Here is a 26,703-nt window from a genome sequence, read left to right as displayed (position 1 = left end):
AAGGCATCAGCCCCGCCACGCCTTCATCGCCTTGTCATAACGCGCGCGGGCCGCGTCACGGGCTTGGGTGAGCTTGTCGGTCTCTTCTTCCATCCGTTTTTCAAGCGCCTGCCGCTCGCGACGAAGCGCGGCTTCGCGATCGGCGAGTGCACGGCGCTTAGCGTCATGGCTATCCCCCGCCGTGCTCAGCGCCTCCTCGGCGGCGTCGAGCGCCGAGCGATCGGGGCGGGGCTTAAGCCTTGGCGCGGGGGCCGAGGGGCGACGCGCCTTGTCGGCCTTTGGCGCGGGGGCGTCTTTTGGCGCAGGCTGGTCTTCGGGCAGGGCGGCGAGATGCTCCGCCATGCTGCCGCGTACCCGCTTGACGACCGTACCAGGCTGCGCGAGCGGCTCCGCCATCAGCGCTTCGTCGGTCACTTCCTCCGCGACCCCGCGCGCGAAAAGGTCAGCATCGGCACCCCATGCCGCGAGCGCGGCCTTCCGGCTGGACGCGGCGACATAGGCGTCGTGAAAGCCGATCGCCGAACGGAAAACCTTGAGCTTGCGCGCCATGCGCGACAACCGCACCCCTATGCATTCGGTTCGATCGATGCTGAAGGCTGGACTCAAAGCGGCATTTTCTTATAGCCGGTCGCGACGCACCCGCAGCAAAAGCGGGGCCAGATACAAGGACACGGGTAGATGACGCTCATCAAGGAAGCCGATCTCGTCGAGAGCGTCGCCGACGCGCTCCAGTTCATCAGCTACTATCATCCGATGGATTATATCCGCGCGCTGGGCGAAGCCTATGAGGCGGAACAGTCGCCCGCCGCCAAGGACGCGATCGCGCAGATCCTGACCAACAGCCGCATGTGCGCCGAGGGGCATCGCCCGATCTGCCAGGATACCGGCATCGTCAATGTCTTCGTCAAATGGGGCATGGATTGCCGGCTGGACGTGACCACCCGGTCGTTGCAGGAGATTGTCGACGAGGGCGTGCGCCGCGCCTACCTCCATCCCGAAAACAAGCTGCGCGCATCGGTACTGGCCGACCCCGCCTTCACGCGCCGCAATACCAAGGACAACACGCCTTCGGTCCTGCATGTCGAGATGGTGCCGGGCAATAAGGTGACCGTGGACGTCGCGGCCAAGGGCGGCGGTAGCGAGAACAAGTCCAAGTTCAAGATGATGAACCCGAGCGATTCGATCGTCGATTGGGTGCTGGAGATGATCCCGCAAATGGGCGCTGGCTGGTGTCCGCCGGGCATGCTGGGCATCGGCATCGGCGGCACGGCCGAACATTGCGTTCACCTCGCCAAGAAGGCGCTGATGGAGCCGATCGACATGGGACCATTGAAGGCGCGCGGGCCGCAAAATGATATCGAACGCTTGCGCATCGAGATTTTCGACAAGGTCAATGCGCTCGGCATCGGCGCGCAGGGGCTGGGCGGGCTTTCCACCATCCTCGACGTCAAGATCATGGACGCGCCCTGCCATGCGGCGGGCAAGCCCGTGGCGATGATCCCCAATTGCGCCGCGACGCGCCACGCCCATTTCACGCTCGACGGATCGGGGCCGGCCTATCTGGAGCAGCCCAACCTTAGCGAATGGCCCGACGTCAACTGGACGCCGGACAAGGCGGCGATCCGCGTCGACCTCGACAATCTGACGCCGGAGATGGTGCAAAGCTGGAAGCATGGCGACCGGCTGTTGCTGAACGGCAAGATGCTGACCGGACGCGACGCCGCCCATGCGCGGATCAAGGCGATGCTGGAAGCGGGCGAGGAGCTGCCGGTCGAATTCCGGGGCCGCGTCATCTATTATGTGGGTCCCGTCGATCCAGTGGGCGAGGAAATCGTCGGCCCGGCGGGTCCCACCACGGCGACCCGCATGGATAAGTTCACGCGCATGATGCTGGAACAGGGGCTGCTGGCGATGGTCGGCAAGGCCGAGCGCGGTCCCATGGCGATCGAGGCGATCCGCGATCACAAGAGCGCCTATCTGATGGCGGTCGGCGGCGCGGCCTATCTCGTCGCGAAGGCGATCAAGGGATCGACCGTGGTCGGCTTCCATGATCTGGGCATGGAGGCGATCTACGAGTTCGAGGTGCAGGACATGCCGGTCACTGTCGCAGTCGACAGCGAGGGGCAGAGCGTCCACCATCTCGCGCCGCTCGTGTGGCAGGAAAAGATCAAACGCGAGAAGCTGCTCGAAAAGGCGTGAGCCAAGGAGGCGTGATGCCCAATTATATTCCGGTTTTCTACGGCTCCTACCGCACCGACCGGATGGGCATCCGCCTCGCCCGCTATATCGTCGCGCAATTGCAGGCGCGCGGCGACGAGGCCGAACTGATCGACGCGCAGGCGGTCGGCCTGCCCATGCTCGATCGCATGTTCAAGGAATATGCGCCGGGGGATGCGCCGGAGGCGATGGCAGAGCTGGCTGGCAAGATCAGGCGGGCCGACGCGTTCATATTGGTCACCGGCGAATATAATTGGGGGATGCAGCCTGGCCTCAAGAACCTCACCGACCATTTTCTGGAGGAATGGTTCTGGCGGCCCGCCGCCATCGCCAGCTATTCGGCGGGCCGGCTGGGCGGCGCGCGGGCCAATTCGGCCTGGCATGCGACCTTGGCGGAAATGGGCATGGTCGTTATTTCCAGCACGCTGACGGTCGGGTCGATCGGCCAGAGCCTCGACGCGGACGCGCAACCGGTGGGCGATGGCGGCAAGGCGCTGGAGCGCGGCTTCCCGCGTTTTGCCGATGATCTGGCCTGGTGGACGGAAGCGACGAAGGCGCAGCGCGAGCGGCGCGCCCCGCCCTACTGACCCGCCCACACGCAACCGGCATGATCACATCTCCCATCTGGCTGCCCGCGACGCTGATCGCGGGAGCGACGCAGGCGTGGCGTACCGCGCTTCAGCGGCGGGTCAGCCAGAGCCTGTCGCTCAATGCCGCCGGGCTGGTGCGCTATCTGTACGGCCTGCCCTTCGCGCTGCTGCTGCTGGCGGGGTATCAGGCGCTGTTTCCCACGCCCTTTCCCGTGCTTGGGCCTTTGTTCCTGCCGTTCTGCGCGGCAGGTGGGCTGGCGCAGATCATCGCCACCAACCTGCTGATCCTGGCGTTCGGGCATCGCAATTTCGTCGTCGGCACCGCCTATTCCAAGACCGAAGCTGTGCAGGGGGCGATCCTGTCTTTCCTGCTGATGGGCGAGACGCTGAGCGCGCTGAGCTGGGCCGGAATAGGCTGCGGCGTAACGGGCGTCATGCTGCTGTCGACCGGGGGCAAGCGGATGGGGCCGATGGATTTCGTGCGCGCGCTCGGCCAGCCGGCGGCGCTGACCGGGATCGCGTCGGGCTTTTTCTTCGCACTGACCGCGATCGGCATCCGCCGCGCGACGCAACAAGTGGGCGGCGGTGATCCCGTCCATGCCGCGCTGATCGTGCTGTGCGTCACGGTCGCGTTGCAATCGCTGATGCAGGGCGGCTGGCTGTTGTGGCGCGAGCCGGGCGAGATGCGGCGGGTGTTTGCGAGCTGGCGCGTGTCGGGACAGGTCGGGCTGCTGTCCGCTTGCGGATCGGCCTGCTGGTTCACGGGCTTTGCCACCGCGCCGGTCGCGCTGGTGCGGATCGTGGGGCAGATCGAGGTCGCCTTCACGCTCGCCTTCGGGCATTTCTATCTGGGTGAGCGCATGGCGCGCAGCGAGGTCGCGGGACTGTTGCTGGTGGTGATCGGCGTGGCGCTGGCGCTCGCCGGAGCGTTGTGACGGTTGCCCGCCGCGCCGCCGCTTCCTATGGCTGGGGCATGACCTTCGCGAAAAAACTGGGCGCGGCGCTGCTGTGGATCGTCGTGGCGCTGTGCCTCGCCGTCACCCTCATCCCGCCTTTCCTCGACCGCATCTATTATGAGGGACGGCCGAGCCGCCATTATGACGGCGCGCATTTCTTCAATCCCGATGGCGAGATCGAATTTTCCGGCCCCCCCGGAGCCAGCCGGCAGGGCTTCGTCACGCGCTGGCTGCTCGGCCGCGACGATCGCCCGGACTGGCCCGATGCGATCGCGGTGAAGCCGGCGCAGCCCGCTCCCTTCGCCGCGCCGCGCGGCATGGTGGCGACCTGGGTGGGCCATGCGACCGTGCTGGTGCAGGCGGCGGGGATCAACATCCTGACCGATCCGATCTGGTCGGACTATGCGAGCCCCCTGCCCCCCTTCGGCCCGAAGCGCGTCGCGCAGCCGGGCGTCCGCATGGAGGACCTGCCAAAGATCGACCTGATCCTCATCAGCCATAATCATTACGACCATCTCGACATCCCGACGCTGAAAAAGCTGTGGGCGCGGGACCGGCCGAAGATCGTCACCAGCCTTGGAAACGATGCGATCTTGAAGGCCAACGGCATTCCCGCGGTGGCGCTCGACTGGGGCCGGTCGGTCAGCGGGGCGCAGTTGAACGGCCTCGCGCCGAACGCGGTCATCCAGTGCGAAAATTACGAACATTGCCCCGATTATCGCGTCCATGTGACCCGCGCCCATCATTGGGGCAGCCGCTGGGGGACGGACCGGAACCGGGCGCTCTGGTCGAGCTTCGTCGTCGCCACGCGGGCGGGCAACATCTTCTTCGCTGGCGACACGGGCGCTGGCGACATGGCGTGGCCGGGGGAGGCGGCGCGGCTCGGGCCGATCCGGCTGGCGCTGATCCCGATCGGCGCGTTCCGCTTCTGGCCGGGGCAGATGGAATCGGACGCCCATATCGGGCCGGAACGCGCGGTGCAGGTGTTCGAACGGCTGGGCGCGTCAACCGCGATCCCCATACACTGGGGGACGTTCCACCTGTCCTACGAGAAATGGGACACGCCGCCGCGCATGCTGGAGCACTATCTGCGCTGCGCCGGGATCGAGCGCAAACGCTTCGCGCCGCTGCGCATCGGGCAGGCGATCATGGTGCCGGGCTATTCGCCCGTGCCGCGCCGCAAGCGGCGGTGCGATCACCGGGCGATTGATGCGCTGGAGTAGGTGACTGCTTTGGGTGCGTAGGGAAATGGCGGCTTTCAAAGCATGGTCTGCATTAGCGGACGATCCGCTCTTTCCCTTGCTGGCCGTATTCCATCCCACCACAAGGCGCAGACGTGTCATTGATGCCACCCGTTGCGACAATACGAACATCGCGACCCCAGAAATGCGCAATTCGATCTATGTCGACGAACGTCGCATCCTTGTAGGTAATATGAAGATTGTTGCTGTCAGCCCATCTGATATTGACGCCGTAGGCACAATCACTTCGAACCGCCCCATACAGGCCAGCGACTGCATGATCCCAATAAATAGGCCATCGTCTAGCGATATTAATCTCATAGGCAAAATCGGTTGTTGCACCGCCGTTAATTTCAGTGACGGTAGCGACGAGCGCGCCGTCCGGTGACTGAGCCTTCATGACATCCACGCGCGATACGCATGTGTTGAGGAGCAGAATGACGCAGAGAGCCAAGCCCAGAAATCCAATGCCTAGGCAACCTTTAGCGCCCAATCGCGGTCGATCATATTTCTGGCCATCGTTCATACTGCAGAGTTAAAGCCGAGGCTCAATGTCTGCAATTGAGACACCTGCGTCGGTGATCGGACGACGACAATTGGTTCGCTTCCAGCCATCAACTCACCGGCGCTCTTCGCCGATAGCTGAGCGCCTCGGCGACATGCACGCGCCCGACCCCTTCCGCCCCGGCGAGGTCGGCGATGGTGCGGGCGACGCGCAGGACGCGGGTGTAGCCGCGCGCCGACATCTTCATCGCGGCGGCGGCCTGCGCCAGTAGCTGGCGGCCTGCCTCGTCGGGACCGGCGAATTCCTCCAGCGCCTCGCCATCCACCTCCGCATTGGTGCGCACTTTCGTTCCGGCGTAGCGCTCGGTCTGCACCGCGCGCGCGGCGGCGACTCGGTCGGCGACCTCGGCCGATCCTTCGGGCGGCGGCGGCAGGACGAGATCGGCGGCGCTCACGGCCTGCACCTCGACATGCAGGTCGATACGGTCGAGCAACGGTCCCGACACCTTGGCCTGATAATCGGCGGCGCAGCGCGGCGCGCGCGAGCAGGCCAGCGCCGGATCGCCCAAATGGCCGCAGCGGCACGGGTTCATCGCCGCGATCAACTGGACGCGCGCGGGGAAGGTGACATGGGCGTTGGCGCGCGCGACCGTGACCTCGCCCGTTTCCAGCGGCTGGCGCAGCGAATCGAGCACGGCGCGCTGAAATTCGGGCAGTTCGTCGAGGAACAGCACGCCCAGATGCGCCATGCTGACCTCGCCGGGACGAGCCTTGAGGCCGCCGCCGACCAGAGCCGCCATCGACGCGCTGTGATGGGGATTTCGGAACGGCCGCGCGCGGCTGATCCGGCCCCCCTGCAAGGTGCCGGCGACGCTCGCCACCATCGAGCTTTCCAGCGCTTCGGAGGGCGTCATGTCGGGCAATATGCCGGGGAGACAGCTCGCCATCAGCGACTTGCCTGCGCCCGGCGGCCCGACCATCAGCAGATTATGTCCGCCCGCCGCGGCGATCTCCAGCGCGCGTTTGGCGGTTTCCTGCCCCTTGACCTGCTTGAGGTCGGCGGTGCGAACCGGCATTTCCACCGGACCCGGCTGCGGCGGGGAGAGTGCCCCTGTCCCCTTGAAATGGTTGAGCAGGCTCAAAAGGTCAGGAGCGGCGATCACCTCCACCTGCCCGGCCCATGCAGCCTCGGCCCCCTGTGCGGCGGGGCAGACAAGGCCCAGTTCCCCTTCACCGGCATGAAGCGCGGCCAGCAATACGCCGGGCGTCGGCGCGGTGCGCCCGTCCAGCCCAAGTTCGCCGACGACGATATAGCCGGCCAGCGTTTCCGCATCGATCACGCCCATGGCGCCCAGCAGCGCGAGCGCGATGGGCAGATCGAAATGTGAGCCTTCCTTAGGCAGATCGGCCGGCGACAGGTTGATGGTGATCCGCTTGGGCGGCAGCGACAGGCCGATGGCGGCGATGGCGTTGCGCACCCGCTCGCGGCTTTCGGCCACGGCTTTGTCGGGTAGCCCCACGAGAATGAAATTGGGCAGGCCCGGCACCAGCTGGCACTGGACCTCGACGCGGCGCGCCTCCAGCCCGAGATAGGCAACCGTCGAAACCGTCGAAACCAAACGCCCCGTCCTTCCCCCTGATGCCGTCCCGTGGCGGCCGTCAGCCCTCTTCGTCCGCCGACGCCTTCGCTTCAACCCGCCCCTTGAACCCTTGCGCCACGACATACCATTCGACGCTGCCCTTGCGGCTGGCCGGGGGCTTGGCATGCTTGATCGTGGTGAAATGCTTTTTGAGCATGGTCAGCAATTCGCCGTCGGTGCCGCCAGCGAACACCTTCGCCACGAACGTCCCGCCCTTGGCCAGATTTTCCACCGCGAAGAACAAGGCTGCCTCGACCAGCCCCATCGTGCGCAGATGATCGGTCTGGGCATGGCCCACGGTGTTGGCCGCCATGTCGGAAATGATGAGATCGGGGGCCTGCCCCAGCGCCTCGCACAGAATATCCGGCGCCTTGTCGTCCATGAAGTCCATTTCGAACAGGGTGACGCCGGCGATGGCGTCGGTCGGTAACAGGTCGATGCCGACCACCGCCGCCTTGGGGGCCAGCTTGCGCACCACTTGCGCCCAGCCGCCCGGCGCGACGCCAAGGTCGATCACGGCGCGGCTGCCCTTTACGAAATGAAATTTCTCGTCGAGTTCGAGCAGCTTGAAGGCGGCGCGGCTGCGCCATCCTTCGGCCTTGGCCTTGCGGACATAGGGATCGTTGAGTTGGCGTTCGAGCCAGCGCGTCGATTGCGCCGTGCGCCCCTTCGCCGTCTTGACCCGGACCTTGCCGACGCCCGCGCCCCTCATGAACCGCCTCCGTCGCGGTCCATCAGGCCACGCAATATGCCTTCCCTGATGCCCCGGTCGGCAACGCCGAGCCGCTGTGCGGGCCAAATGTCCATGATCGATTCGAGAATGGCGCAGCCTGCCACCACCAGATCGGCGCGCTCGGTGCCGATGCAGGGCAGTTTCTGCCTTTCGGCGAGGCTCATCGTCGCGAGCCGCGTGGAAATCGCGCGCATCGATGGCGCTGGCACGATCAGCCCGTCGATCGCCTGCCGGTCATAGCGCGGCAGTTCGAGATGCAGGCTGGCAAGTGTCGTCACCGTGCCCGATGTGCCAAGAAGCCGCATGCCGATCGCGTCTCGGGGCAGCCGCCGGGCGAGCGGTGCGAAGGCATCGGCCACGCGCGCGCGCATCCGGGCATAGGCAGCGTGGCGCTCTTGCGCGTCGCCATGGTCGAACAATTCGCTTTCCGTCAGCGATACGACGCCCCAGGGCGCGCTGACCCAGTCGACGATGCGCGGCGCTTCATTACCCCTAGCGTCGACCAGAACCAGCTCGGTCGATCCCCCGCCAATATCGAAGATCAGCGCAGGGCCATCGCCCGGCTCCAACAGCGCATGACAGCCCAGCACCGCCAGCCGCGCCTCTTCCTGCGCGCTGATGATGTCGAGGGCGATGCCGGTTTCGCGATAGACGCGATCGATGAAATCCGCGCCGTTCGACGCGCGGCGGCACGCTTCGGTCGCAACCGAGCGGGCGAGGGTCACATGGCGGCGCTTGAGCTTGTCGGCGCAGACGGCGAGCGCCGCGATGGCGCGGTCGATCGCCACGTCGCTGATCCGGCCGGTCGCGGCCAGCCCCTCGCCCAGCCGCACGATGCGGGAAAAAGCATCGACGACGATGAAACCGTCGACCGAGGGCTTGGCAATCAGCAAGCGGCAATTATTGGTGCCCAGGTCGATCGCCGCATAGGCGCGCCGGCCACGCTGATGGGGTGGAAGCCCCCGTGCTATCGACGGGGGAGGAATGGCCGCAGCCTTGCTCCCATTGCCGGGGCCGGACGGGGTATGCTTCCCCGATAAACCCCCGGCGGGACCGGAACCCTGCGGCGATGGGCGGCTATGCTGCACCAAGGCCCTAATCTCGCTTCATGCTCGCCGGGCCGAAAGGCACCGGAACTTGAAAGTGAACCTAGGCGGCTGTGCGGCAAAGCGCAAGGCGGGGGCAAGCCGTCTGAAATGCGCGGAGGGAGCTTTTTCTTCCGGGGCCGCATGCGCCAGCGGCGCATTTCCAAACAGGCGCTTAAAGCGGCAGAAGCGCGGCGACGATCCAGCGTTCCTCCGCCCGCAAAAGTCCCCAGGCGCGGGCGGCGGCGCGGCTGTCCATCGCTTCGACGCCGACCCCCAGCGATTCCAGACTGCGCACGAAGGCGCGTGGCGGCTGTTGCAGGCCTGCGCCCGTGCCGAGCAACAGAAATTCCGGGCGCGGGTCACCATCGAGCAGATCGCCAAGCGCGACTATCGTCAGCGCACCGGCCGCCGGCGCCGCGTCCCACGCCAGCGCGCGCGTCGGCGTCAGCAGCAGTCCCCCGGGAAAGACGTCGTCCTTTACCCGGAAACCGCGCCCGGCAAAGCCCGTGACGATCGGCCCCTGTCCGGTCTCGTCACGGCGCAGCTCGATGCCGGCGCGGCGCTGGTCGGGTGTATCGGTCAGGGCTGTGCCCCGTCGCGTGGCCCCATGCGCTCGGCCTGCGCCGCCAGCCCCTTGGGCGCCTTGCGTTCGGCCATGCCGGGCTTGAGGCCCAGCGAGATCAGGAGCGACGAGGACACATAGACCGACGAATAGGTGCCGACGATAATGCCCAGCATCATCGCGGCGGTAAAGCCACGCAGCACATGGCCGCCGAACAGCAACAGCGCGCCAAGCGCCAGCATGATCGTGAGCGAGGTCATGACCGTGCGCGGCAGGGTTTCGTTGACCGACAGGTCGATCAGCGCCTTCATGTCCATCTTGCGATATTTGCGCATATTTTCGCGGATGCGGTCGTCGATCACCATCTTGTCGTTGATCGAATAACCCACGATCGTCAGCACGGCGGCGACGATATTGAGGTCGAATTCCAGCTGGGTGATGGCGAAGAAACCGAGCGTCATCAGCACGTCGTGCATGATCGCAACGAAGGTCGAGACGCCGAACTGCCATTCATAACGGAACCAGGAAAAGATCGCGATGCCGACCACGGCGAGCATCACCGCCAGCACGCCGTTGCGGATCAGTTCGCCCGAAACCTTGCCCGAAACGGTATCGTAGCGGGAAAAGACGACGCCGGGGAAACGCGCGGTCATCGCCTTTCTGGTTTTTTCGACCACGGCATTGGCCGCGCCAGCGCCACCCTGCTCAGGCAGCGGCAGGCGGATTTGAACGGTTTGCGGATCGCCGAACTGCTGGAGCGAGCTTTCGCCCACGCGCAGGTTGGCGATAGTGTCGCGCACCTTGTCGGTTTCCACCGCTTGGGGGAATTTCGCCTCGATCATCAGGCCGCCGACGAAATCTACGCCCAGATTGAGGCCACGATAGGCGGTGGCGCCGACCGCGAGCACGGTCAGCAGCGCCGTCAGAGCAAAGGCCCAGTGGCGGATCGCGACAAAGCCGATATTCGTGTTGTCGGGGACGAGTTTCAGAAGTTTCATGGGTGTGTCCTCCCGCCCCTTAAATGGTGATGTCGGTCGGCCGGGTGCGGCGCACCCAGTTGGCGACGACCATGCGGGTGAAGGTGACGGCGGTGAATACGCTGGTCGCGATGCCGATCAGCAGCACGATGGCGAAGCCCTTCACCGGGCCGGAGCCGAGCGCCAGCATGATGCCGCCAGCGATGGCGTGAGTCACGTTCGCTTCGAAGATGGTGCGGCTCGCTTCCTTGTAGCCGAACTCGATCGCCTGGACGACGTTGCGCCCGCGTCGCCGCTCCTCACGGATTCGCTCGTAGATGAGGACGTTGGCGTCGACCGCGGTGCCGATGGTCAGCACGAAGCCGGCAATGCCGGGCAGCGTCAGCGTCGCGCCAAGGATGCCCATCACGCCCAGGATTACGAGCACGTTGATCGCGACGGCGAGGTTGGCGTACATGCCAAAGCGCCCGTAGCTCATAAACATGAACAGCGCGACGGCGACCACGGCGATGATCGACGCGATCAGGCCCGCCCGGATCGAATCCGCGCCAAGACCGGGGCCGACGGTCCGTTCCTCGACCACGGTCAGTGCAACGGGGAGATTGCCCGAGCGCAGCGCGATGGCGAGCTGGTTGGCGGTTTCGACGGTGAAATTGCCGGATATCGTGGCCGAGCCACCGAGGATGGGTTCATTGATATTGGGCGCGGACAGGACTTCATTGTCGAGGATGATGGCGAACGGGCGGTTGACGTTCTGCGACGTCACCTCGCCGAACTTGCGCCCGCCCGCGCCGCTGAAGCGGATCGTGATATTGGGCTGATTGGTCTGCTGGTCGTAGGTCTGCTGCGCGTCGGTCAGATCCTCGCCCGACACCATGACCTGCCGTCTGACCGCGATCCTGGGGACGCCGGACGGATTGCCGGGATAGGACAGCACCTCGCTGCCCACCGGCGCGCGGCCCTGCGCCACTTCGGCCGGGTTGGCGGTGTAATCAACCAGCTTGAATTCGAGCTTGGCGGTCTTGCCAAGCAGGTCCTTGAGCGCCTTGGGGTCCTGAAGGCCCGGCACCTGCACGACGATGCGATTGTCGCCCTGCTGCTGGATATTGGGTTCGCGGGTGCCCAGTTCATCGGTACGCTTGCGGATGACTTCGGTCGCGACCTTCATCGCGCTCTTGACCGCATTGTCAATGCCGGCGGGCGTTGGCGTAATGGTGATGGTGGAGCTGTTGACGACCTCGACATTGAAGTCGCGCTGGCCGGTCAGCCCCGCGCCCTGCGTCAGCGGGCGGATGCGTTCGACCGCCGCGTCCACCTGGGCCGGGTTGCGCACCATGAAGCTGAGTTTCCCGTCCCGCGCGGAGATATCGCCGATCGCGATGCGCGGGTCGCCCCGGCGCAACTCGGTGCGGACCTGCTCCTCCATATTGGTCAGGCGCTGTTTTGCGACATCCTGGGTGCTGGCTTCGAGCAGCAGATGGCTGCCGCCCGACAGGTCGAGCCCCAGATTGACGCGGGTCTGCATGAAGCCCGGCAACTGGCTGACCACCCGGTCGGGCAGGAAGGTCGGCACCGCGCACAGGATGCCGATCAGCAGCGGTAGCAAAATCGCAAACACCGCCGAGCGCGAGAAGTTCAGCATGGTTGGTTCAGTCGTTCGCAGGCTTGGCGGCCATCGGGTCGATGACGTCGGACAGGGTGGACTTGACCGCCTTGACCTTCATGCCGGGCGCCAGTTCGATATCGACATAGACGTCGTCGACGCGCGCAACCTTGCCCACGAGACCGCCGCCGGTGACGACGCTGTCGCCTTTCTTCACTGCATCGATCTTTGCCTTGTGCGCCTTCATCCGCTTTTGCTGGGGGCGCAGGAGCAGGAGGTAGAAAACGGCGAAAATCAGGACCAGCGGCAGCATCTGCATGGCGATGGAAGCGCCGGACGCTGGCCCGCCTGCGGTCTGGGCAAAGGCTGGAGTGATGAACATGGATGGGGCTTTCGCTTGGGTCACGGGTCGCCGCAGGACGATTGGAACGCCCACGGATCAAGGGCGCGCGGCTAACACAGATGGGGGCGCGGGGGCAACATGATTAAGGGGCCGCCGGGCGGCTGGGAGGGCCTGCGCCTAATGGCTTGCAACTTGGGGCGCGCCGCTCTAAGAGCCGCCGCTCGGTCGGGACGTAGCGCAGCCTGGTAGCGCATCACACTGGGGGTGTGGGGGTCGGAGGTTCGAATCCTCTCGTCCCGACCAAGATTTCAATGACCTAGCCGATATTTTCACCCCGCCAGGGGCCACCAAATTCGCTCTGGTGGTGCGCTGGTGGTGCAAATTTAATTTTGGCGATGGCCACGCAGTGCATGGCAACGCCTCGACATCGCACGCGTCCGGCACCCTTCCGATTGAAGATTCGCCTCACTCTGCTTATGCCAGCCGATAGATGCGAGAGCCCTTGCCTCTTCGCCCCGCCGAGTTCGTCAAAATTCGGGATGGCTATAGTGCGTTTCTGAAACGACCCGCAGGAACGGCTTTGACCGCCATCATCCCGACAAGCGTGCTTGGCGCGATGGCATCGGCGGCGAAACGCGGGCGCAAACGTCGCAACGGGCTACACTTAGCGCAATTGGCCTCGGTCGTCGTCGTATTGCTAGCTGTGGTCCTGGTCGCTGCTCAAGATCGGATCGCACACGGCGGCGGTTTGGTTCTGCTTTTTGCCGGAGGCTGCACCTTCATATGAGCGCGCAAACGCGCCAAGGTGCGCGATGAACCGGAAATCGAGGAAATCCTCACCGAGCCGGACGAAACGCTGGCGCGTAATCTGCGGGCGCTTGACGACTTTCGAAAACTGATCGCCAGCGGCGACATCTCATGTGTCGAGCGACGTCCCGATGGGAGCCTTAAGCCCGTTACAAAGACCGCCCTTCGCGCATTTCTCGCCGATCATGGCATGCTTCTCATCGTCAGCCGGGATCAAAACCTTTGGCAATGCATCCCGCACCGCCCAATTCCCATGAACGAATTGCTGGTCAAGCTGGGCGGTCGCGTTGCCCCTGGCCGCCTGGCTGTAGGCCGGTCCCATGTCACGCTCCCACCAGACGGCCGACATCCAAATGCAGGCAACAAAATCTGGACCACATCTACTATTTGGAAGAGCGATCGATCTCCCGCTCCTGGGCTGTTCGATTATATCTACCTCTGCAGCCGCTTGTCGCACCCAGGCAACGCCTAGGCAGTCCTTGGGCGACACGCCGGCGGGTTGAAATACCATCTTTTGTGTTTTTAACGAACTCATATTCTATTATCAAATTTTTTGTTGCGCTGGCCGCGTGCGCGGGACTAGGCGATATAATGATATCCTGCGCGCACCGCCTCGTCGCAGCCAAATGTCTATTGGAGTGTCACATGCGCGCGTACAATCCCGGCTTTGGCAACCATGTTTCGACCGAGGCGATCGCCGGCGCGCTTCCGCTGGGCAGAAACTCGCCGCAGAAAGTGCCGTTTGGTCTTTACGCTGAACAGCTTTCCGGCACGGCTTTTACAGCGCCACGCAGTGAAAACCGGCGTAGCTGGCTCTATCGGATGCGACCGGCTGCGAACCATCGGCCTTTTTCGGTCTATGACAAGAACGCGCATTTCAACACCGGGCCTTTTGCCGATCCGGTGCCGCCCAATCGGCTGCGCTGGGACCCGCTCAAGCCCGCCGATGGATCAAGCGACTTCCTCGACAGCCTCGTGACGATTGCGGGCAATGGCGATGTACAAGCAGGCACGGGCATCGGCATCCACCTGTTTTCCGCCAATCGCGACATGGAGCGCCGCGCCTTTTCCTCAAGCGATGGCGAAATGCTGATCGTGCCTGCGTCCGGCAGGATGGTCATCAGGACCGAACTGGGCGTGATCGAGATCGAGCCGCAGCAGATTGCGGTCGTCCCGCGGGGCGTGCGGTTCAGCGTTTTTTTGCCCGATGGCCCGGCGAGCGGCTATGTCTGCGAAAATCATGGGGCTTTGCTGCGCCTGCCCGACCTTGGGCCGATCGGCGCCAACGGTCTCGCCAATCCGCGCGATTTCGAGACGCCGGTCGCGTCTTTCGAGGATATCGACGCGCCGTTCGAGATCGTGCAGAAATTCTCCGGGCGCCTCTGGACGACGACGTTGGACCATTCGCCGTTCGATGTCGTGGCCTGGCACGGTAATCTTGCGCCCTACCGCTATGATCTGCGCCGGTACAACAGCATCAATACGGTGAGCTACGACCATCCCGATCCGTCGATCTTCACCGTGCTGACCAGCCCGAGCGACACGCCGGGAACGGCGAATATCGACTTCGTCATCTTCCCGCCGCGCTGGATGGTGGCTGAGGATACATTCAGGCCACCCTGGTTCCACAGGAATATCATGAGCGAGTTCATGGGGCTGATCCACGGGGCCTATGATGCGAAGGAGGGCGGCTTCCTGCAGGGCGGCGCGTCGCTGCACAACTGCATGAACGGCCACGGTCCCGACAAGGCCAGTTATGAAAAGGCCATTGCAGCCGATCTGAAGCCGCACAAGATCGAAGAGACGATGGCGTTCATGTTCGAAAGCCGCTTCATCATCTGTCCCACCGCCTATGCGCTGGGCCTTCCCGAATGCCAGTCCGACTATGACGAGGTCTGGTCCGGATTTACCAAGGCGGAGTTGCCCTGATGACCAGACCAGCGATTGACGAAACCCATGACCCCTTGCGGACGAGCTGGATCGAGAGCGCGAACGGCCATGCCTGTTTCCCGATCCAGAACCTTCCTTTGGGTATCTTCTCGGTAGCCGGAGACACGCCGCGCGGCGGCATTGCGATTGGCGATTCCATTCTCGATCTCAAGGCGCTGGCCGGGTCGCAGTTTTTGCAAGGAGAGGCCCACCGTGCCGGTGAAGCAGCAGCCCGATCGCATCTCAACGCGCTGCTGGAAATGGGCGCGCCCGTGCGGGTCGCGCTGAGGAAAGCGGTGTCTGACCTGCTCTCCAACCCAGACCATCAAGCGCATGTGGAACCGATGCTGGTCACCCGGTCCACAGCGACGATGCACCTCCCGGCAAAGATCGGCGACTATACCGACTTCTATGTCGGCATCCATCACGCGACCAATATCGGGTCGCTGTTCCGGCCCGACAATCCGCTGTTGCCCAACTACAAGCATATCCCGATCGGCTATCATGGCCGCGCATCGTCCATCCGGCCGTCGGGCACCGCCGTCCGGCGTCCCAACGGCCAGCGCAAGGCGCCGGATGCGGACGCGCCGCTGTTCGGACCGACCCAGAAGCTCGATTATGAACTGGAACTGGGCGTGTGGATCGGCCCCGGCAACGCGCTTGGCCAGCCCATCCCGATCGGCGAGGCAGGCGCGCACATCGCGGGTCTGTGCCTGCTGAACGACTGGTCGGCGCGCGATTTTCAGGCATGGGAATATCAGCCTCTGGGACCGTTTCTGGCTAAAAACTTCCTGACCAGCATCTCGCCGTGGATCGTCACCGCCGAAGCGCTCGCGCCTTTCCGCATCGCGCAGCTGGCGCGGCCGCAGGGCGATCCCAGACCGCTCCCCTATCTGTGGGACGAGGCCGATCAGGCGCAAGGCGCGCTGGGGCTGACGCTGGAAGTCGGGTTGCGCAGCAGGGCCATGGCCGACGCCGGAATGGACGCGCATCGCATCGGTCGAGGCCCTGCATCCAACATGTACTGGACGGTCGCGCAGATGGTCGCGCATCACACGTGCAACGGATGCAATCTCCAGGCCGGCGACCTGCTTGGCACGGGCACGATATCGGCATCGACCAGCGACGGTCTAGGTAGCCTGATGGAGATCACACGCAACGGGTCCGCGCCGATAGAATTGCCCACCGGCGAAAGGCGCGCCTTTTTGGAAGGCGGTGATGAACTGACGCTCACCGCGACCTGCGAGGCGGACGGTTTCGTGTCGATCGGGTTCGGGGAATGCACCGGCCTGATCCAGGATGGCGGTTTTGCGCCATGATCCTCCACGGCTACTGGCGGTCGAGCGCGTCCTATCGGGTGCGCATTGCCCTTGGTCTGAAAGGCTTGTCGTTCGAACAGGTCACGCACGACCTGCGGACGTCAGCGCACGAGGGAGCCGACTATGGCTTCATCAACCCGCAGCATTTCGTACCGGCGCTGGAGACGGACGACGGCACGTCGCTCATTCAAAGTCCGGCCATCCTCGAATGGCTGGAAGAGCGCTTTCCCTCTCCGCCACTGCTGCCGGATGCTCTTAATGACCGTGCGATCGTTCGGGCAATGGCCGCTATCATCGGCTGCGACGTCCATCCACTGAATAATTTGCGGGTCCTCCGCTCTCTCAAGACCGACCTTCACGCGCAGCAACATCAGATCGACGCCTGGATCGCGCGCTGGTTCAGCGAGGGTTTTTCGGCGCTTGAGACGTTGCTGGAGCGGCATGCCGGCGAATTCGCATTCGGCGATGCGCCGACGCTGGCCGATTGCTACATCGTTCCGCAGGTCTATTCCGCCCGACGATTCAATGTCGACCTTCGTCCCTTCCCGCTCGCGGAACAAGTCAGCAGCGCAGCAGAGCTTTTACCCGCATTCGCCGCCGCCCATCCCACGGCTCAGCCCGATGCCGATATCGCATGATCGCTGCTCTCAGGCGGTGCGGGTAAACGCCAGCAACGCTTCCGCCGGACTGCCCGCACCCTGAACATCCAGCGCCGCTCTCGGGCCGATGATCATGGCCACCAATATACATTCGCCATCCCGCAGAACCGGCACCGCTATGGACGCCAGTCCCGGCACCGGACTTTCGACCATCATGGCATAGCCTGACGTGCGAATCCGGGCGATTGCGGATTCATAAACCAGCCGTTCCCCATCGCCGCTGGCGCTCGCTAGTTCAGATGCAAGGCGCTCCTTCACGGCAGGCGATGTGTCGAATGCGCCGAATATTCTGCCGGCAGCCGAATTGAGAATATTGAAGGTCGTGCCCGGCCTGAGGTTGGTGTTGACGATCTGGCTGGCGTCATGGACGCGATAGACGGTAGGCGCCGCCGGACCCCACACCAGCAGTGCGAGCATGACACCCAGCGAATGCGCGAAATCGGGCGCGCGCGCGTTGATGTCCGACATGGGATCGAACGTCTCCATCCGCGCGCTGGCCAGCCGGTTGGTCGCCGGTCCCAGAATATAGCGACCGCTTGCCGGCTCCTGCTCGACCAGTTCGGTGCGGCGCAAACTCGTCAGATAGGCATGGGCCTGCGCCGCGCTGATCCTGGCCTCCTGCGCCAGATCGCGCAGCATCATCGGCGAACCCGACCGCATCAGGGACAGCAACAACCTGTTCCCGACTTCGACCGACTGGATGCCCCGTCCGGCGCTTTTGCTCATATGCCTAAACTCACGCTCGCGCTGATCCTGGAACTCATGCGATTTTGACGGGATGTTGGTAACCCGCTCTCGCAGAGATCGCGTTTGCAAGGCCGAGGACCTCGCGAACCCGCTCGGCAGAAGGGTCGAGATCGAAGGACGGCACCGGGCCGATGACCGTGATGGCGCCCGTCAATTCGCCGCCGGTCTCGAATATCGGGGCGCTCATGGCGCTGATGCCGGGGATGGGATTGGATGTCGTCGTCGCATAGCCCGCTTCACGAATATGCGCCAGTTCCGCCCTGATCGATCTGAAATCGGACACCGAACCGACGATGCGCGATGGAAATTTCTCGGCTTTTTGCAGCTTGATCGCCTCGACGACAAGTTCAGCCCCCAGATTGGCGCAGAAGATCCTGCCCGTCGCCGAACCAGTGAGCGAAAAGACGGTTCCGGGTCGAAGCGCGGTGTGGATCTGATCCGATCCTTCGTAGATTTGCACGACGGTGGGGCCATAGGCGCCCCAGACGGTTATGGTGACCGACATACCCGTGTCGGCCGCGAACCGCGCCGCGGCCTCACCGGCAGCCTTGAGCGGATCAAAGCTGCGCAGCCGGGCCAATCCCAGTTGCAATGCCAAGGGCCCAAGGCGGTAGCGGCCGGACTCCCTGTCCTGCTCGACGAGGTTGGAGCGACGGTAACTCACAAGATAGGGATGCGCCTGAGCCGGTGCGATCCCGGCTTCAAGCGCGATATCGCGCAGCATCACGAGTTCGCCCGCAGCCGCGATCGCCTCCAATATCCGGGCGCCGACTTCTATCGACTGAACCCCGCGCGCCTCTGCAGCCACCCCGTTCATCTCCATTTGCAGCGCCAGTCAGTATCACCGCCGTCGTCATAACGTCGCGGCCTCGCTGCCGCCATCGCAGCGTCAAGCCTTTATGGCAATAACAGCCTTCGCCGCCGGCCCGACGCTCAGACCTGTACGGAATTCACTGCACGACCTGCGCCCGCGCCGTTGCGCGCGACACCAGGCGCGCGGTAACAAGGTTCGCGATCGCCGCGGCGATGAGGAACGGCACGAGACCGGCAAGCGCGATGCGCAGCGATGCCGTCCCATGGCCGGGATGCAACCAGTCGCTAACCATTCCGACATAGAGGGGACCAATGCCCATCCCGATCAGGTTGACGAGCAGGAGCTGGAGCGCGGCGGCGGCGCTGCGCTGCGACGCGTTGACCGAATTTTGTATGAAGCCGACCGCCGGAGTCAGATAGGCGCCTGCGCAGCCAAGGCTCAATCCCAACAGGGGCAAGGCGATCTGCCAGCGCTGGACGCAGAGCCCCATTATCAGGAACGGTACCGCGCCGATCATCGCCGCGCCACTGACCCAGGCATAGGCGCGACTGTCGCCTGCGCCAAATCGGTCGGCAAAAAAACCGCTGAGCCAGGTGCCCGCGCCCATGGCAATGGCGATGGTGAGGCTGAGATAAATGCTCACCTGCGTCAATGTCATGCCGAGGACCCGGATCATGTAACCCGGCATCCAGGCCATCAGAGCGTAATTGGGGATACCTCCGATCGCGCATGCAAGCGCTGTGGAGATGATCGTCGGCGTGCGGAAGAAAATCTTCGCGGTGTCACGAAGCGACGCCTTGGGCTGGACCACGCCGCCGTCCATCCCGCCGCGCCGCGGCTCCGGAACCAGGCAGATCAGCAACAATGCGAGTGCGAGACCGGGAAGGCCGACGATGAACAGGCTCGTTCGCCAGCCCCATTGCGCCGCCGACCATCCCGCCAGCGCCGAACCCAGCGCCAGACCGAACGGAACGCCCAGCGAAAACACGGCGAGCGCGCGGGCGCGCTGTGATGGGGGGAAGAGGTCGGAGATGATCGAATAGGAAGGCGCGACCCCGCCGGCCTCGCCCAGACCCACCCCGATCCGGGCGGCGGCAAGTTGAGCGAAATTGGTCGCCAGTCCGCAGGCGGCGCAGCAGATGCTCCAGAGCGAACAGGCAGCGGCGAGTACCTTAACCCGCGATATCCGGTCCGCGAGCGCCGCCACCGGCAGACCGAAGCCGGTGTAGAATATGGCGAAGGCGAAACCCGTGAGCATGCCCAGTTGCGTGTCGCTCAGCCCAAGGTCGCGCTTGATCGGCTCGGCAAGGACCGACACAACCTGACGGTCCATGAAGTTGAACGTGTAGACGACACACAGCAGCGCCAGCGTCCATCGGGCATCGCGAATTTTCATCAGGATCGCCTGGCTTGGCGGAGCGCCTCGGCCAGCACCGCCTTGTCGCCGATATGGTTGGCCAGGATCAGGATCAGCTTCGCATTGAGCACGGCGCTTTCCTGCTCATCAAGACCATCATGCAACGCGATCAGGGCAGCGTAGAAGTCATCGGTCGTTTCCATATGCGACGGCGCTGGGGTCATTGCGATTCCACCTTGAGCATGGCGGCACGATCATAGGCCGATCGCATCTTTTCGATCGTCGGATAACGCCAGCGCGCGGCGACATATTGGTCGGGCCGCACGAGATAAGCCGATCCTGGCGTGAGATCGTAGCGGGACGCGATCATGCCCTGCCGATCGCCCAGTGCATCCACCACGATCATACGCACTCCCGGCAAGGGAGGCACGCTTTTGTCGGCTGCGAGAAGGACGAAATCCCCGCCCATCAACTGCATCAGCCAGCCGCCATCGATCGGTGCATCCACGGCGACATGGCCGGGCGCTATGCCGTGCCAGCGATCGTCCGGCTGGTCCGCCTGGCTCAGGGGCGAATCCGGATAGGCGACAGCGGTCGAGAGGCGGCCGGAATTGACGAACGGCCGCGCCCAAGCATGATCCTTGGCCAGTTGCAGAACAGCGTCGCGGAAGGCGTGACTGACAGGCGACTTGGGCGTCAGAAAATCGGTGGAGCGCGAGGAATTGAGAATATTCTCATCGGCCGTGACGATCGCTTCGCTATTATAGGCTTCCAGCAGTTCATGCCCGGCCTCACCCGCGATGACCCTGTCCAGCTTCCACGCCAGATTGTCGGCATCCGCGACGCCGCCATTGCAGCCGCGCGCGCCGAAGGGCGACACCAGATGCGCGGCGTCGCCGGCAAACATCACGCGGTCATGAACGAAGCGCGCCATGCGCCGGCACTGGAAGGTGTAGACGCTGTACCATTCCTGCTCGAACTCGATGTCGTCGCCCAGCATACCGCGAACCAGCGGTTCGACATAGTCGGGACGCATGCAGCGTTCCCGGTCGATGTTCCAGCCCAACTGGAAATCGAGACGCCAGATATCGTCGGGCTGTTTGTGCAGCAGCGCGGAGCGGCCGGGATTGAAGGGCGGATCGAACCAGAACCAGCGCTCGGCGGGGCGCTCCTGTTTCAGTCTGATGTCGGCGATCAGGAAATTATCCTCGAACACCCGGCCGTCGAAATCCAGGCCCATCATCGCGCGAACGGGAGAATTATGACCGTCGCACGCCACGACCCACGGCGCATCGACAGCATAATGTCCATCGGGTGAGGCGACGTCCAGCGACACGCCGCCTTCGACCTGCCTCAACCCCGTGACTTCGTGGCCCCAGCGCATCGTGATGCCGGGAACCTGCGATACCGCGTCGATCAGAATGTCTTCGCAACGATATTGCTGAAGGTTGATGAAGCCGGGCATTTCCTGATGCTTGAGCGGCAGCATGTCGAAGGTGAACACCGGCTCCGCGCTGTCTCCCCAGAACACCTTGCCGACATTCCAGGCGACACCCTTCGCGACCATCGCGTTGGCCACACCGAGGCGGTTCCAGATATCGAGCGTGCGCTTCGAAAAGCAAATCGCCTTCGAACCGGCGGCGACGAAATCGCGCTTGTTGAGCAGCAGCACCCGCCGGCCCTTCTTGCCGAGGTCGAGCGCAAGCGTCAGGCCGACCGGACCGCCGCCGACGATGACGACGTCGAAATCGCCCGGCGCATCATCCAGCGGGGTTGCACCGATGTCGCGCCAAATGGGAATGCCGTCCCGGCTTAGTGCGGTGGGCATAATCCTATCCCTGCAACTTGGCCCACACGTCCCTGTCGCGTTCCATCGTCCAGATGCGCGGCCAGTCGATCCCGTCAAATTCATCCCACAGGCGCTGGACGTCGAACGGCAGGCAATGCTCGAAAATGGGCCAGTGGCCGAATTTGGGGGCAAGCGCGGCATGGGTCGCTTCGAAAGCCGATTTGAGATCGCCGCCGGTCTTATGGGCATGGCCCACATGCTCGATCATCGCATTCAGAAATTCGCGGGTCTGCTCGATGGCCGCGTCGGTCGCTTCGACGCCCCGGGCGATGGTCCCCCGTCCGCCGACCAGATTTTCGGCGCGAAAGGATTTGACGCTATCGAGCGTCCTCGTCGACCAGTCGAAGTGAAACGCATCGCCGGTGTAGAGCGCGGCTTCGCTCTCCACGAGATCCCCCGCGAACAGGGTCCGGGATTTGTCATGCCAGGCGACGATATCGCCCGCCGTGTGGCCCCGCCCGCAATATTTGAGGTCGATCGCACCGCGATCGCCGCCCAGTTCGATATGATAGTCGGTGTCGAAGGTTTCGGTCGGCCAGGTCAGCCCCGGAATTTCCTCGGGTTGCTTGAACAGCCGCGGCATGCGGCCGAACTCGCTGTCCCAATCTTGCCTGCCGCGCTCCTCGATCAATTGCCGCGTGACTTCGCTGGCGATGATATGGTCGGCATCGAATGCACTCGCCCCCAGCACGCGAACCGCGTGATAATGCGTCAGGACGAGATATTTGACCGGCTTGTCGGTATGCTCGCGCAACTTTGAAAGCCAGTCGCGCGCGGCCGCCGGTGTCGCCCGCGCCTCGAAACAGACAAGAAAATCCTCGCCCTCGATCGCCCCGACATTGGGATCGCCTTCGGCGGTCAGCGCATAAACGCCCTCAGCGAGAATCTCCAGCTTTTCCGTCGTGGGCGCCATGTCGGCCGAAGATGCGAAAGGCTTTACCAAAATATTAGCTCCAGATTAGGCCCGCTCGTGCGACCGAGCATAGGGGCTGTCTTTTCAATCGCATCTTCCGGTTACAAGGGGCCCGCCGTTCAGAAGCGAACCGAGGCCCGGCCCCCGAACTGCCGTGGTGCACCATAATACCAAAGGCTGCCATTCGCGCCCCCCGGATAGACCTCCTTGGTCAGGTTCGTGACGAACGCCTCGAAGTCGAACCGGTCGGTGCTATAGGTCAGCTTGGCGTTGATCAGGTCGCGCCCGGGGAGAATGGACGTGGCGTCGTTGAAGAAAGACGTCTTTTGGCTCGCGGTGCGGGTATATTCGACATGCGGCGTCAGCCTTTTGTCCTCACCCAGTTCGATATTGTAAGAAAGGCCGACAGCGATGTTGAATTTGGGCGCAAACGGGAGCGGTCCCGTCGCGGTGCCCACATAGGGACCATAGTCGAAACAGGATGAAGCCTGCCCCGGTGCGCATTGCGGACCAAGCGCCCCCTGCCCCCCATCGGGAAGGGATGGCCTGTTGACGATGTTGTTAACTGTAATCTTGGACTTCAGATAGGAGCCGGCGATGGTCATATCGAAATTGCCAAGGTGCAGGCCCAGTTCGACTTCCGGACCGTAGGTTTCCGCCGATCCCGCATTGAAGATCGTAGGTTGGCCATTCGAGGGGAGTATGTTCTGAATCTGCATATTGGTATATTTGGAATAGAAGCCGCCGACCTGCGCTCGCAGCGCGCCGCCGAGCATCGACCCCTTCCAACCGGCCTCATAATCCATGACGGACTCCGGGGCGAAATTTGAAACGGGGCTTTGGACACCGCCTCCCTTGCGACCCTTTGCCACGAAGGCATAGAGGAAGTTGCGGCTGTCGGCGGTATAGTTGACCCCAATCTTCCAAGTCAGGCCCTTATCGGACTGATTCCCCGTCGTCGGAAAGGAAAATAGGAAAGCATTTGTGGTTAAATCGAACAGAGAGCTTTTATTTCTGCGATCTTTATCGGTTTTTGACCAGGTATAGCGAGCGCTGCCCTCCACTTCCAAAGCATCTGTTAGCTTGTACTTCAAGCCGCCATATATAGCTTTGGATTGCTTTATGGCGCGGTCGTTATTAGCGAACAGCTGGTTTGCGAAAAAATTCTGGCCGAATACCGGCACATTGTTTTTGTCATGAAGATAATATCCGCCGATCGTCCATTTAAGCGGCTTGTCTTCAGGCGAGATGATAGTAAATTCTTCCGAGAATATCGGCTCAACGGCGGAAACATTGATCGTTACCGTCGGAAACGAAACACCAATGACGTCGGTCCCCTGGTGGAACTCCGCAATCGTCAGACCGATCATGTTGCGCAGCATGATGCCGTTGCCCAGCGTCAGGGTCGATTCATTGTTCACGCGAAAGGTCGATTCTTCATAGCGCGGCACATTCGCGAAATTGATCGTGTAGGGATCGGGCGAAACCAATGACGCGAAGACTGTTCCCGGAATTGGTTTGCCCGTAAAGCCGCCCGTATTATTATGGTAATATTCCATCTTGGTCAGGCTCTGGAAATCCTCCGAGGGCTTCCACAGAAGGCTGATCCGCCCAGCGACGATGTTAAGCTCGCCGGGCGTAGCGTAGTTGCTCGACGGGCTGTTGGGCGGGTTGCCGTTCTTGAAGAAACTGGCACGATGCTGATCATAGGTCGCGATGCGCACGGCGAGCGTATCGCTGATCGGGATATTGACCGCACCTTCAAAGGCGATATTGTCGTAAGTGCCGCCGGTCAGGGTCGCATAACCACTTGCGTCTCCCAGCTTGGGATCAGCGGTCTTGACGAACAGGGCGCCGCCGGTCGAGTTATTCCCTACGAAGGTCCCCTGGGGACCGCGCAACACCTGGACGCTGCCAATGTCGTAGAAGGGTTCGTTGGCGACGATCGGTCCCTGGAACAGGTTATCGCGATAGATGGCCACGCCGGAATAGACACCAGGATTTGTTATGCCGAGGCCGATGCCGCGGATGTTGAGCTGACTGACAAGGCCCGTGTCGGCAACCGACAGGCCCGGCACAAAGTTCTGAAGCTCCCGCACGCTGCGGATCTCATGCTGCTTGAGATCCTCGTCCGACAGCGCTGAAACGGCGATGTTCGTGCGCAGCACGGTGGTTGACCGCTTTTCCGCAGTCACCACGATTTCAGCCGACGAATCGCGATTTGCGCCTTCAGCCTGCCCGGACTGGTCATCGCTGACAGGCGCGGCAAGCGCGGCGCCGGGCGCCACCATGGCGATTAAAGCGGCTGACAGCAGCCATTTCGTCCTGATCATTTCTGTCCCTCCCCTTATTCCGCCGGTTTCCACCAGCGCTATGCCACCCCCTAGTGCACATCAGCCATATTAGTCAAATGCTAATCACTTCGTATTTGGGGAATGTCTATTGGAAGGCTGACCCTGCTCTCATGCCCCCCCTGGCGTGTGCAGATGCAGCGATGGGCGCCTCGCCCTCAATGCGTTGGCGCGCTGCTCGACGCATGGTTTTTACTACCGGAATGCGCGTTGCGACTCTGTTCTGAGATCCGCCGCAACGGATTTGCCCCTGGAGCGTGATCCGTTCATACTGAATCGGATCACGCTCTAATAATTGTTTGATTTCCGCATTTTCCGAGCCAGCAAACTTTAGCGTCTGCTTCGAAAATGCTCTAGATTGGCCACGATCCGCGCAGGACAGGATCGGCCCCGCCTACTTGCGTAAATGCTGCTCGAAAAAGGCGGCCGCCCTCGAAATCGCCGTATCGGCTTCCGGCGTATTCGGAAGCATGGACGGAAAGACGTGGGGCATGCCCTCGTAAAGATCGAGCACCGCTTCATGACCGCCGCTACGGATCGCCTGATATTCCCTGACCGCTTCGCTGAGCAGCAATTCTCGCGTGCCGGCCTGGATCAGCGTTGGCGGAAATGGCTTGGTGTAATCACCGAACAGGGGGGAAATATAGGGATGCTTTACGTTCGTTTCGGCGGCATAGGCCTTCAGATAGGTGGTGAAGTCCTGCGGCCGGAGCATCGGGTCATAGGGCCCGACCGTAGCGACGGTATCGCCGCTCATCGTCAGGTCGGCGCCCGGCGAGAGCAGGTAGAGCGCGCCGGGCAACGGAACGCCCTGGTCCCGCATTTTCAAAGTGAAGGCGGCAGTCATGTTCCCGCCGGCCGAGTCGCCGAACAGCCCCATTGCACGCGGATCGTTTCCGGCTGCGATGAGGGCCCGCCACACGGCGATCACCTGGTCCGAGATCGTGTTGACATTCCCGCGCGGCGCCAGGGTATAGTCGATCGAAATCACCTCGCGCCCCAGCGCCTTGCCGAGCAGCGAAGGCAGCACCTGCGTCGACAGGGCCGAGAGGACGATGTAGCCGCCGCCGTGAATATAGACGAGCGGCGGTCGCCCGCGCACGGCATTGGGCGGAACGATCCGCAATATGCTGACGCCCCCGATCTTTTCCCTGACCGAACGAATGTGCATCGCATCCGCGAATTGCTGGCTTACCGGCATGGCCTGGGCTTCGACCGCCGCATTCATCCGGTCGAAGTCTTCGAGGGTCTTGAGCAGCGGCATGGGCGGCCGCGCCTGTGCAGCGGCATAAAGCGCGCAAAGTTTTGCAGCCGCCGGCTGCGATACGCTCTCCGGCACGCGGAAACGAAGATCGGGGTTGGGTGGACAAGCCGCCGCCGGCGCCGCGTAGACCGCAAAGCCGAGCAACATCCCGCACATAACAGATCGCATCGTTTCTCTCCCAAAAGCTTCGCCCGCCTTCTGGCGTCCTGACGGTGGCCACGAATTCGCGATAAGGAAAGC

The 26,703-nt window shown here is 63.2% G+C and carries 26 protein-coding genes and 1 tRNA gene; 10 read left to right on the top strand and 17 right to left on the bottom strand.

Annotation, left to right across the window (positions count from 1 at the left end; all coding sequences use genetic code 11):
• Positions 1 to 6: 6 nt before the first annotated feature.
• Positions 7 to 549, bottom strand: coding sequence for a hypothetical protein (locus WG907_RS01555; protein WP_340231787.1), 543 nt, complete (start codon positions 547 to 549; stop codon positions 7 to 9).
• A gap of 129 nt (positions 550 to 678) precedes the next feature.
• Between WG907_RS01555 and WG907_RS01550 the strand changes: the two genes are divergently transcribed.
• The 4 genes from WG907_RS01550 to WG907_RS01535 are packed head-to-tail and all read left to right on the top strand — an operon-like array spanning position 679 to position 4,986.
• Positions 679 to 2,199 (top strand): fumarate hydratase, encoded by a 1,521-nt coding sequence (locus WG907_RS01550; protein WP_340230810.1) that lies wholly within the window; start codon positions 679 to 681, stop codon positions 2,197 to 2,199.
• Positions 2,200 to 2,213: 14 nt separating this feature from the next.
• Positions 2,214 to 2,804, top strand: coding sequence for an NADPH-dependent FMN reductase (locus WG907_RS01545; RefSeq protein ID WP_340230808.1), 591 nt, complete (start codon positions 2,214 to 2,216; stop codon positions 2,802 to 2,804).
• 20 nt (positions 2,805 to 2,824) lie between these two features.
• On the top strand, positions 2,825 to 3,742 hold the full coding sequence (locus WG907_RS01540) for an EamA family transporter (protein ID WP_340230807.1): 918 nt from the start codon (positions 2,825 to 2,827) through the stop codon (positions 3,740 to 3,742).
• Between the two features lie 38 nt (positions 3,743 to 3,780).
• Positions 3,781 to 4,986, top strand: a complete 1,206-nt coding sequence (locus WG907_RS01535) for an MBL fold metallo-hydrolase (protein WP_340231786.1) — start codon at positions 3,781 to 3,783, stop codon at positions 4,984 to 4,986.
• 52 nt (positions 4,987 to 5,038) lie between these two features.
• Here WG907_RS01535 and WG907_RS01530 read toward each other — a convergent pair whose 3' ends face one another.
• From WG907_RS01530 to yajC, 8 genes are all read right to left on the bottom strand, one after another.
• Positions 5,039 to 5,413: a hypothetical protein gene (locus WG907_RS01530; protein WP_340230806.1), complete on the bottom strand. Its 375-nt coding sequence runs from the start codon at positions 5,411 to 5,413 to the stop codon at positions 5,039 to 5,041.
• Between the two features lie 205 nt (positions 5,414 to 5,618).
• The gene (locus WG907_RS01525) at positions 5,619 to 7,127 is read right to left on the bottom strand and encodes a YifB family Mg chelatase-like AAA ATPase (RefSeq protein ID WP_340230805.1); all 1,509 of its coding nucleotides are present in this window, start codon (positions 7,125 to 7,127) and stop codon (positions 5,619 to 5,621) included.
• A 40-nt stretch (positions 7,128 to 7,167) separates the two neighbouring features.
• Positions 7,168 to 7,860 carry an RlmE family RNA methyltransferase gene (locus WG907_RS01520; RefSeq protein WP_340230804.1) on the bottom strand — a complete coding sequence of 231 codons (693 nt, stop codon included), beginning with the start codon at positions 7,858 to 7,860 and terminating at the stop codon, positions 7,168 to 7,170.
• Entirely contained in the window at positions 7,857 to 8,972 is a 1,116-nt protein-coding gene (locus WG907_RS01515; RefSeq protein ID WP_340230803.1) for a Ppx/GppA phosphatase family protein, read from the bottom strand. Before WG907_RS01515 ends, WG907_RS01520 begins: the two co-directional genes overlap by 4 nt.
• A 169-nt stretch (positions 8,973 to 9,141) precedes the next feature.
• Positions 9,142 to 9,483 (bottom strand): Mth938-like domain-containing protein, encoded by a 342-nt coding sequence (locus WG907_RS01510; RefSeq protein ID WP_340231785.1) that lies wholly within the window; start codon positions 9,481 to 9,483, stop codon positions 9,142 to 9,144.
• 65 nt (positions 9,484 to 9,548) lie between these two features.
• On the bottom strand, positions 9,549 to 10,529 hold the full coding sequence (gene secF, locus WG907_RS01505) for a protein translocase subunit SecF (RefSeq protein WP_340230802.1): 981 nt from the start codon (positions 10,527 to 10,529) through the stop codon (positions 9,549 to 9,551).
• 19 nt (positions 10,530 to 10,548) lie between these two features.
• Positions 10,549 to 12,150 carry a protein translocase subunit SecD gene (gene secD, locus WG907_RS01500; protein WP_340230801.1) on the bottom strand — a complete coding sequence of 534 codons (1,602 nt, stop codon included), beginning with the start codon at positions 12,148 to 12,150 and terminating at the stop codon, positions 10,549 to 10,551.
• A 7-nt stretch (positions 12,151 to 12,157) separates the two neighbouring features.
• Positions 12,158 to 12,493: a preprotein translocase subunit YajC gene (gene yajC, locus WG907_RS01495; protein ID WP_340230799.1), complete on the bottom strand. Its 336-nt coding sequence runs from the start codon at positions 12,491 to 12,493 to the stop codon at positions 12,158 to 12,160.
• A gap of 187 nt (positions 12,494 to 12,680) precedes the next feature.
• Here yajC and WG907_RS01490 point away from each other — a divergent pair.
• The 6 genes from WG907_RS01490 to maiA all read left to right on the top strand — a co-directional run bounded on the left by WG907_RS01490 (position 12,681) and on the right by maiA (position 17,147).
• Positions 12,681 to 12,757, top strand: a tRNA-Pro gene (locus WG907_RS01490).
• Between the two features lie 277 nt (positions 12,758 to 13,034).
• Positions 13,035 to 13,241, top strand: a complete 207-nt coding sequence (locus tag WG907_RS01485) for a hypothetical protein (RefSeq protein ID WP_340230798.1) — start codon at positions 13,035 to 13,037, stop codon at positions 13,239 to 13,241.
• 18 nt (positions 13,242 to 13,259) lie between these two features.
• Entirely contained in the window at positions 13,260 to 13,733 is a 474-nt protein-coding gene (locus tag WG907_RS01480) for a hypothetical protein (protein WP_340230797.1), read from the top strand.
• Between the two features lie 173 nt (positions 13,734 to 13,906).
• Positions 13,907 to 15,190, top strand: a complete 1,284-nt coding sequence (gene hmgA, locus WG907_RS01475; protein ID WP_340230796.1) for a homogentisate 1,2-dioxygenase — start codon at positions 13,907 to 13,909, stop codon at positions 15,188 to 15,190.
• The gene (gene fahA, locus WG907_RS01470) at positions 15,190 to 16,509 is read left to right on the top strand and encodes a fumarylacetoacetase (RefSeq protein WP_340230794.1); all 1,320 of its coding nucleotides are present in this window, start codon (positions 15,190 to 15,192) and stop codon (positions 16,507 to 16,509) included. The genes hmgA and fahA overlap by 1 nt, the downstream gene beginning before the upstream one ends.
• Positions 16,506 to 17,147 carry a maleylacetoacetate isomerase gene (maiA, locus tag WG907_RS01465; RefSeq protein ID WP_340230793.1) on the top strand — a complete coding sequence of 214 codons (642 nt, stop codon included), beginning with the start codon at positions 16,506 to 16,508 and terminating at the stop codon, positions 17,145 to 17,147. The genes fahA and maiA overlap by 4 nt, the downstream gene beginning before the upstream one ends.
• A 9-nt stretch (positions 17,148 to 17,156) precedes the next feature.
• Here the strand turns inward: maiA and WG907_RS01460 are convergent, their stop codons facing one another.
• From WG907_RS01460 to WG907_RS01425, 8 genes are all read right to left on the bottom strand, one after another.
• Positions 17,157 to 17,894 carry an IclR family transcriptional regulator gene (locus tag WG907_RS01460; RefSeq protein ID WP_340230791.1) on the bottom strand — a complete coding sequence of 246 codons (738 nt, stop codon included), beginning with the start codon at positions 17,892 to 17,894 and terminating at the stop codon, positions 17,157 to 17,159.
• A 34-nt stretch (positions 17,895 to 17,928) separates the two neighbouring features.
• Positions 17,929 to 18,738: an IclR family transcriptional regulator gene (locus WG907_RS01455; RefSeq protein ID WP_340230790.1), complete on the bottom strand. Its 810-nt coding sequence runs from the start codon at positions 18,736 to 18,738 to the stop codon at positions 17,929 to 17,931.
• A gap of 127 nt (positions 18,739 to 18,865) precedes the next feature.
• Positions 18,866 to 20,125, bottom strand: a complete 1,260-nt coding sequence (locus WG907_RS01450) for a spinster family MFS transporter (RefSeq protein WP_340230789.1) — start codon at positions 20,123 to 20,125, stop codon at positions 18,866 to 18,868.
• On the bottom strand, positions 20,125 to 20,310 hold the full coding sequence (locus tag WG907_RS01445; RefSeq protein WP_340230787.1) for a DUF2783 domain-containing protein: 186 nt from the start codon (positions 20,308 to 20,310) through the stop codon (positions 20,125 to 20,127). Before WG907_RS01445 ends, WG907_RS01450 begins: the two co-directional genes overlap by 1 nt.
• Entirely contained in the window at positions 20,307 to 21,914 is a 1,608-nt protein-coding gene (locus WG907_RS01440) for an FAD-dependent oxidoreductase (RefSeq protein WP_340230786.1), read from the bottom strand. The genes WG907_RS01445 and WG907_RS01440 overlap by 4 nt, the downstream gene beginning before the upstream one ends.
• Positions 21,915 to 21,918: 4 nt before the next feature.
• Positions 21,919 to 22,878: an MBL fold metallo-hydrolase gene (locus tag WG907_RS01435; protein WP_340230785.1), complete on the bottom strand. Its 960-nt coding sequence runs from the start codon at positions 22,876 to 22,878 to the stop codon at positions 21,919 to 21,921.
• 89 nt (positions 22,879 to 22,967) lie between these two features.
• Entirely contained in the window at positions 22,968 to 25,181 is a 2,214-nt protein-coding gene (locus WG907_RS01430; RefSeq protein WP_340230784.1) for a TonB-dependent receptor, read from the bottom strand.
• 412 nt (positions 25,182 to 25,593) lie between these two features.
• On the bottom strand, positions 25,594 to 26,631 hold the full coding sequence (locus WG907_RS01425) for an alpha/beta hydrolase (protein WP_340230783.1): 1,038 nt from the start codon (positions 26,629 to 26,631) through the stop codon (positions 25,594 to 25,596).
• Positions 26,632 to 26,703: the final 72 nt, after the last annotated feature.

The sequence above is a fragment of the Sphingobium fluminis genome, from assembly GCF_037723805.1.
Lineage (GTDB): Bacteria > Pseudomonadota > Alphaproteobacteria > Sphingomonadales > Sphingomonadaceae > Sphingobium.
Note: the sequence above shows the minus strand (reverse complement) of the source record. Positions and strands in the feature narration are given on the sequence as shown.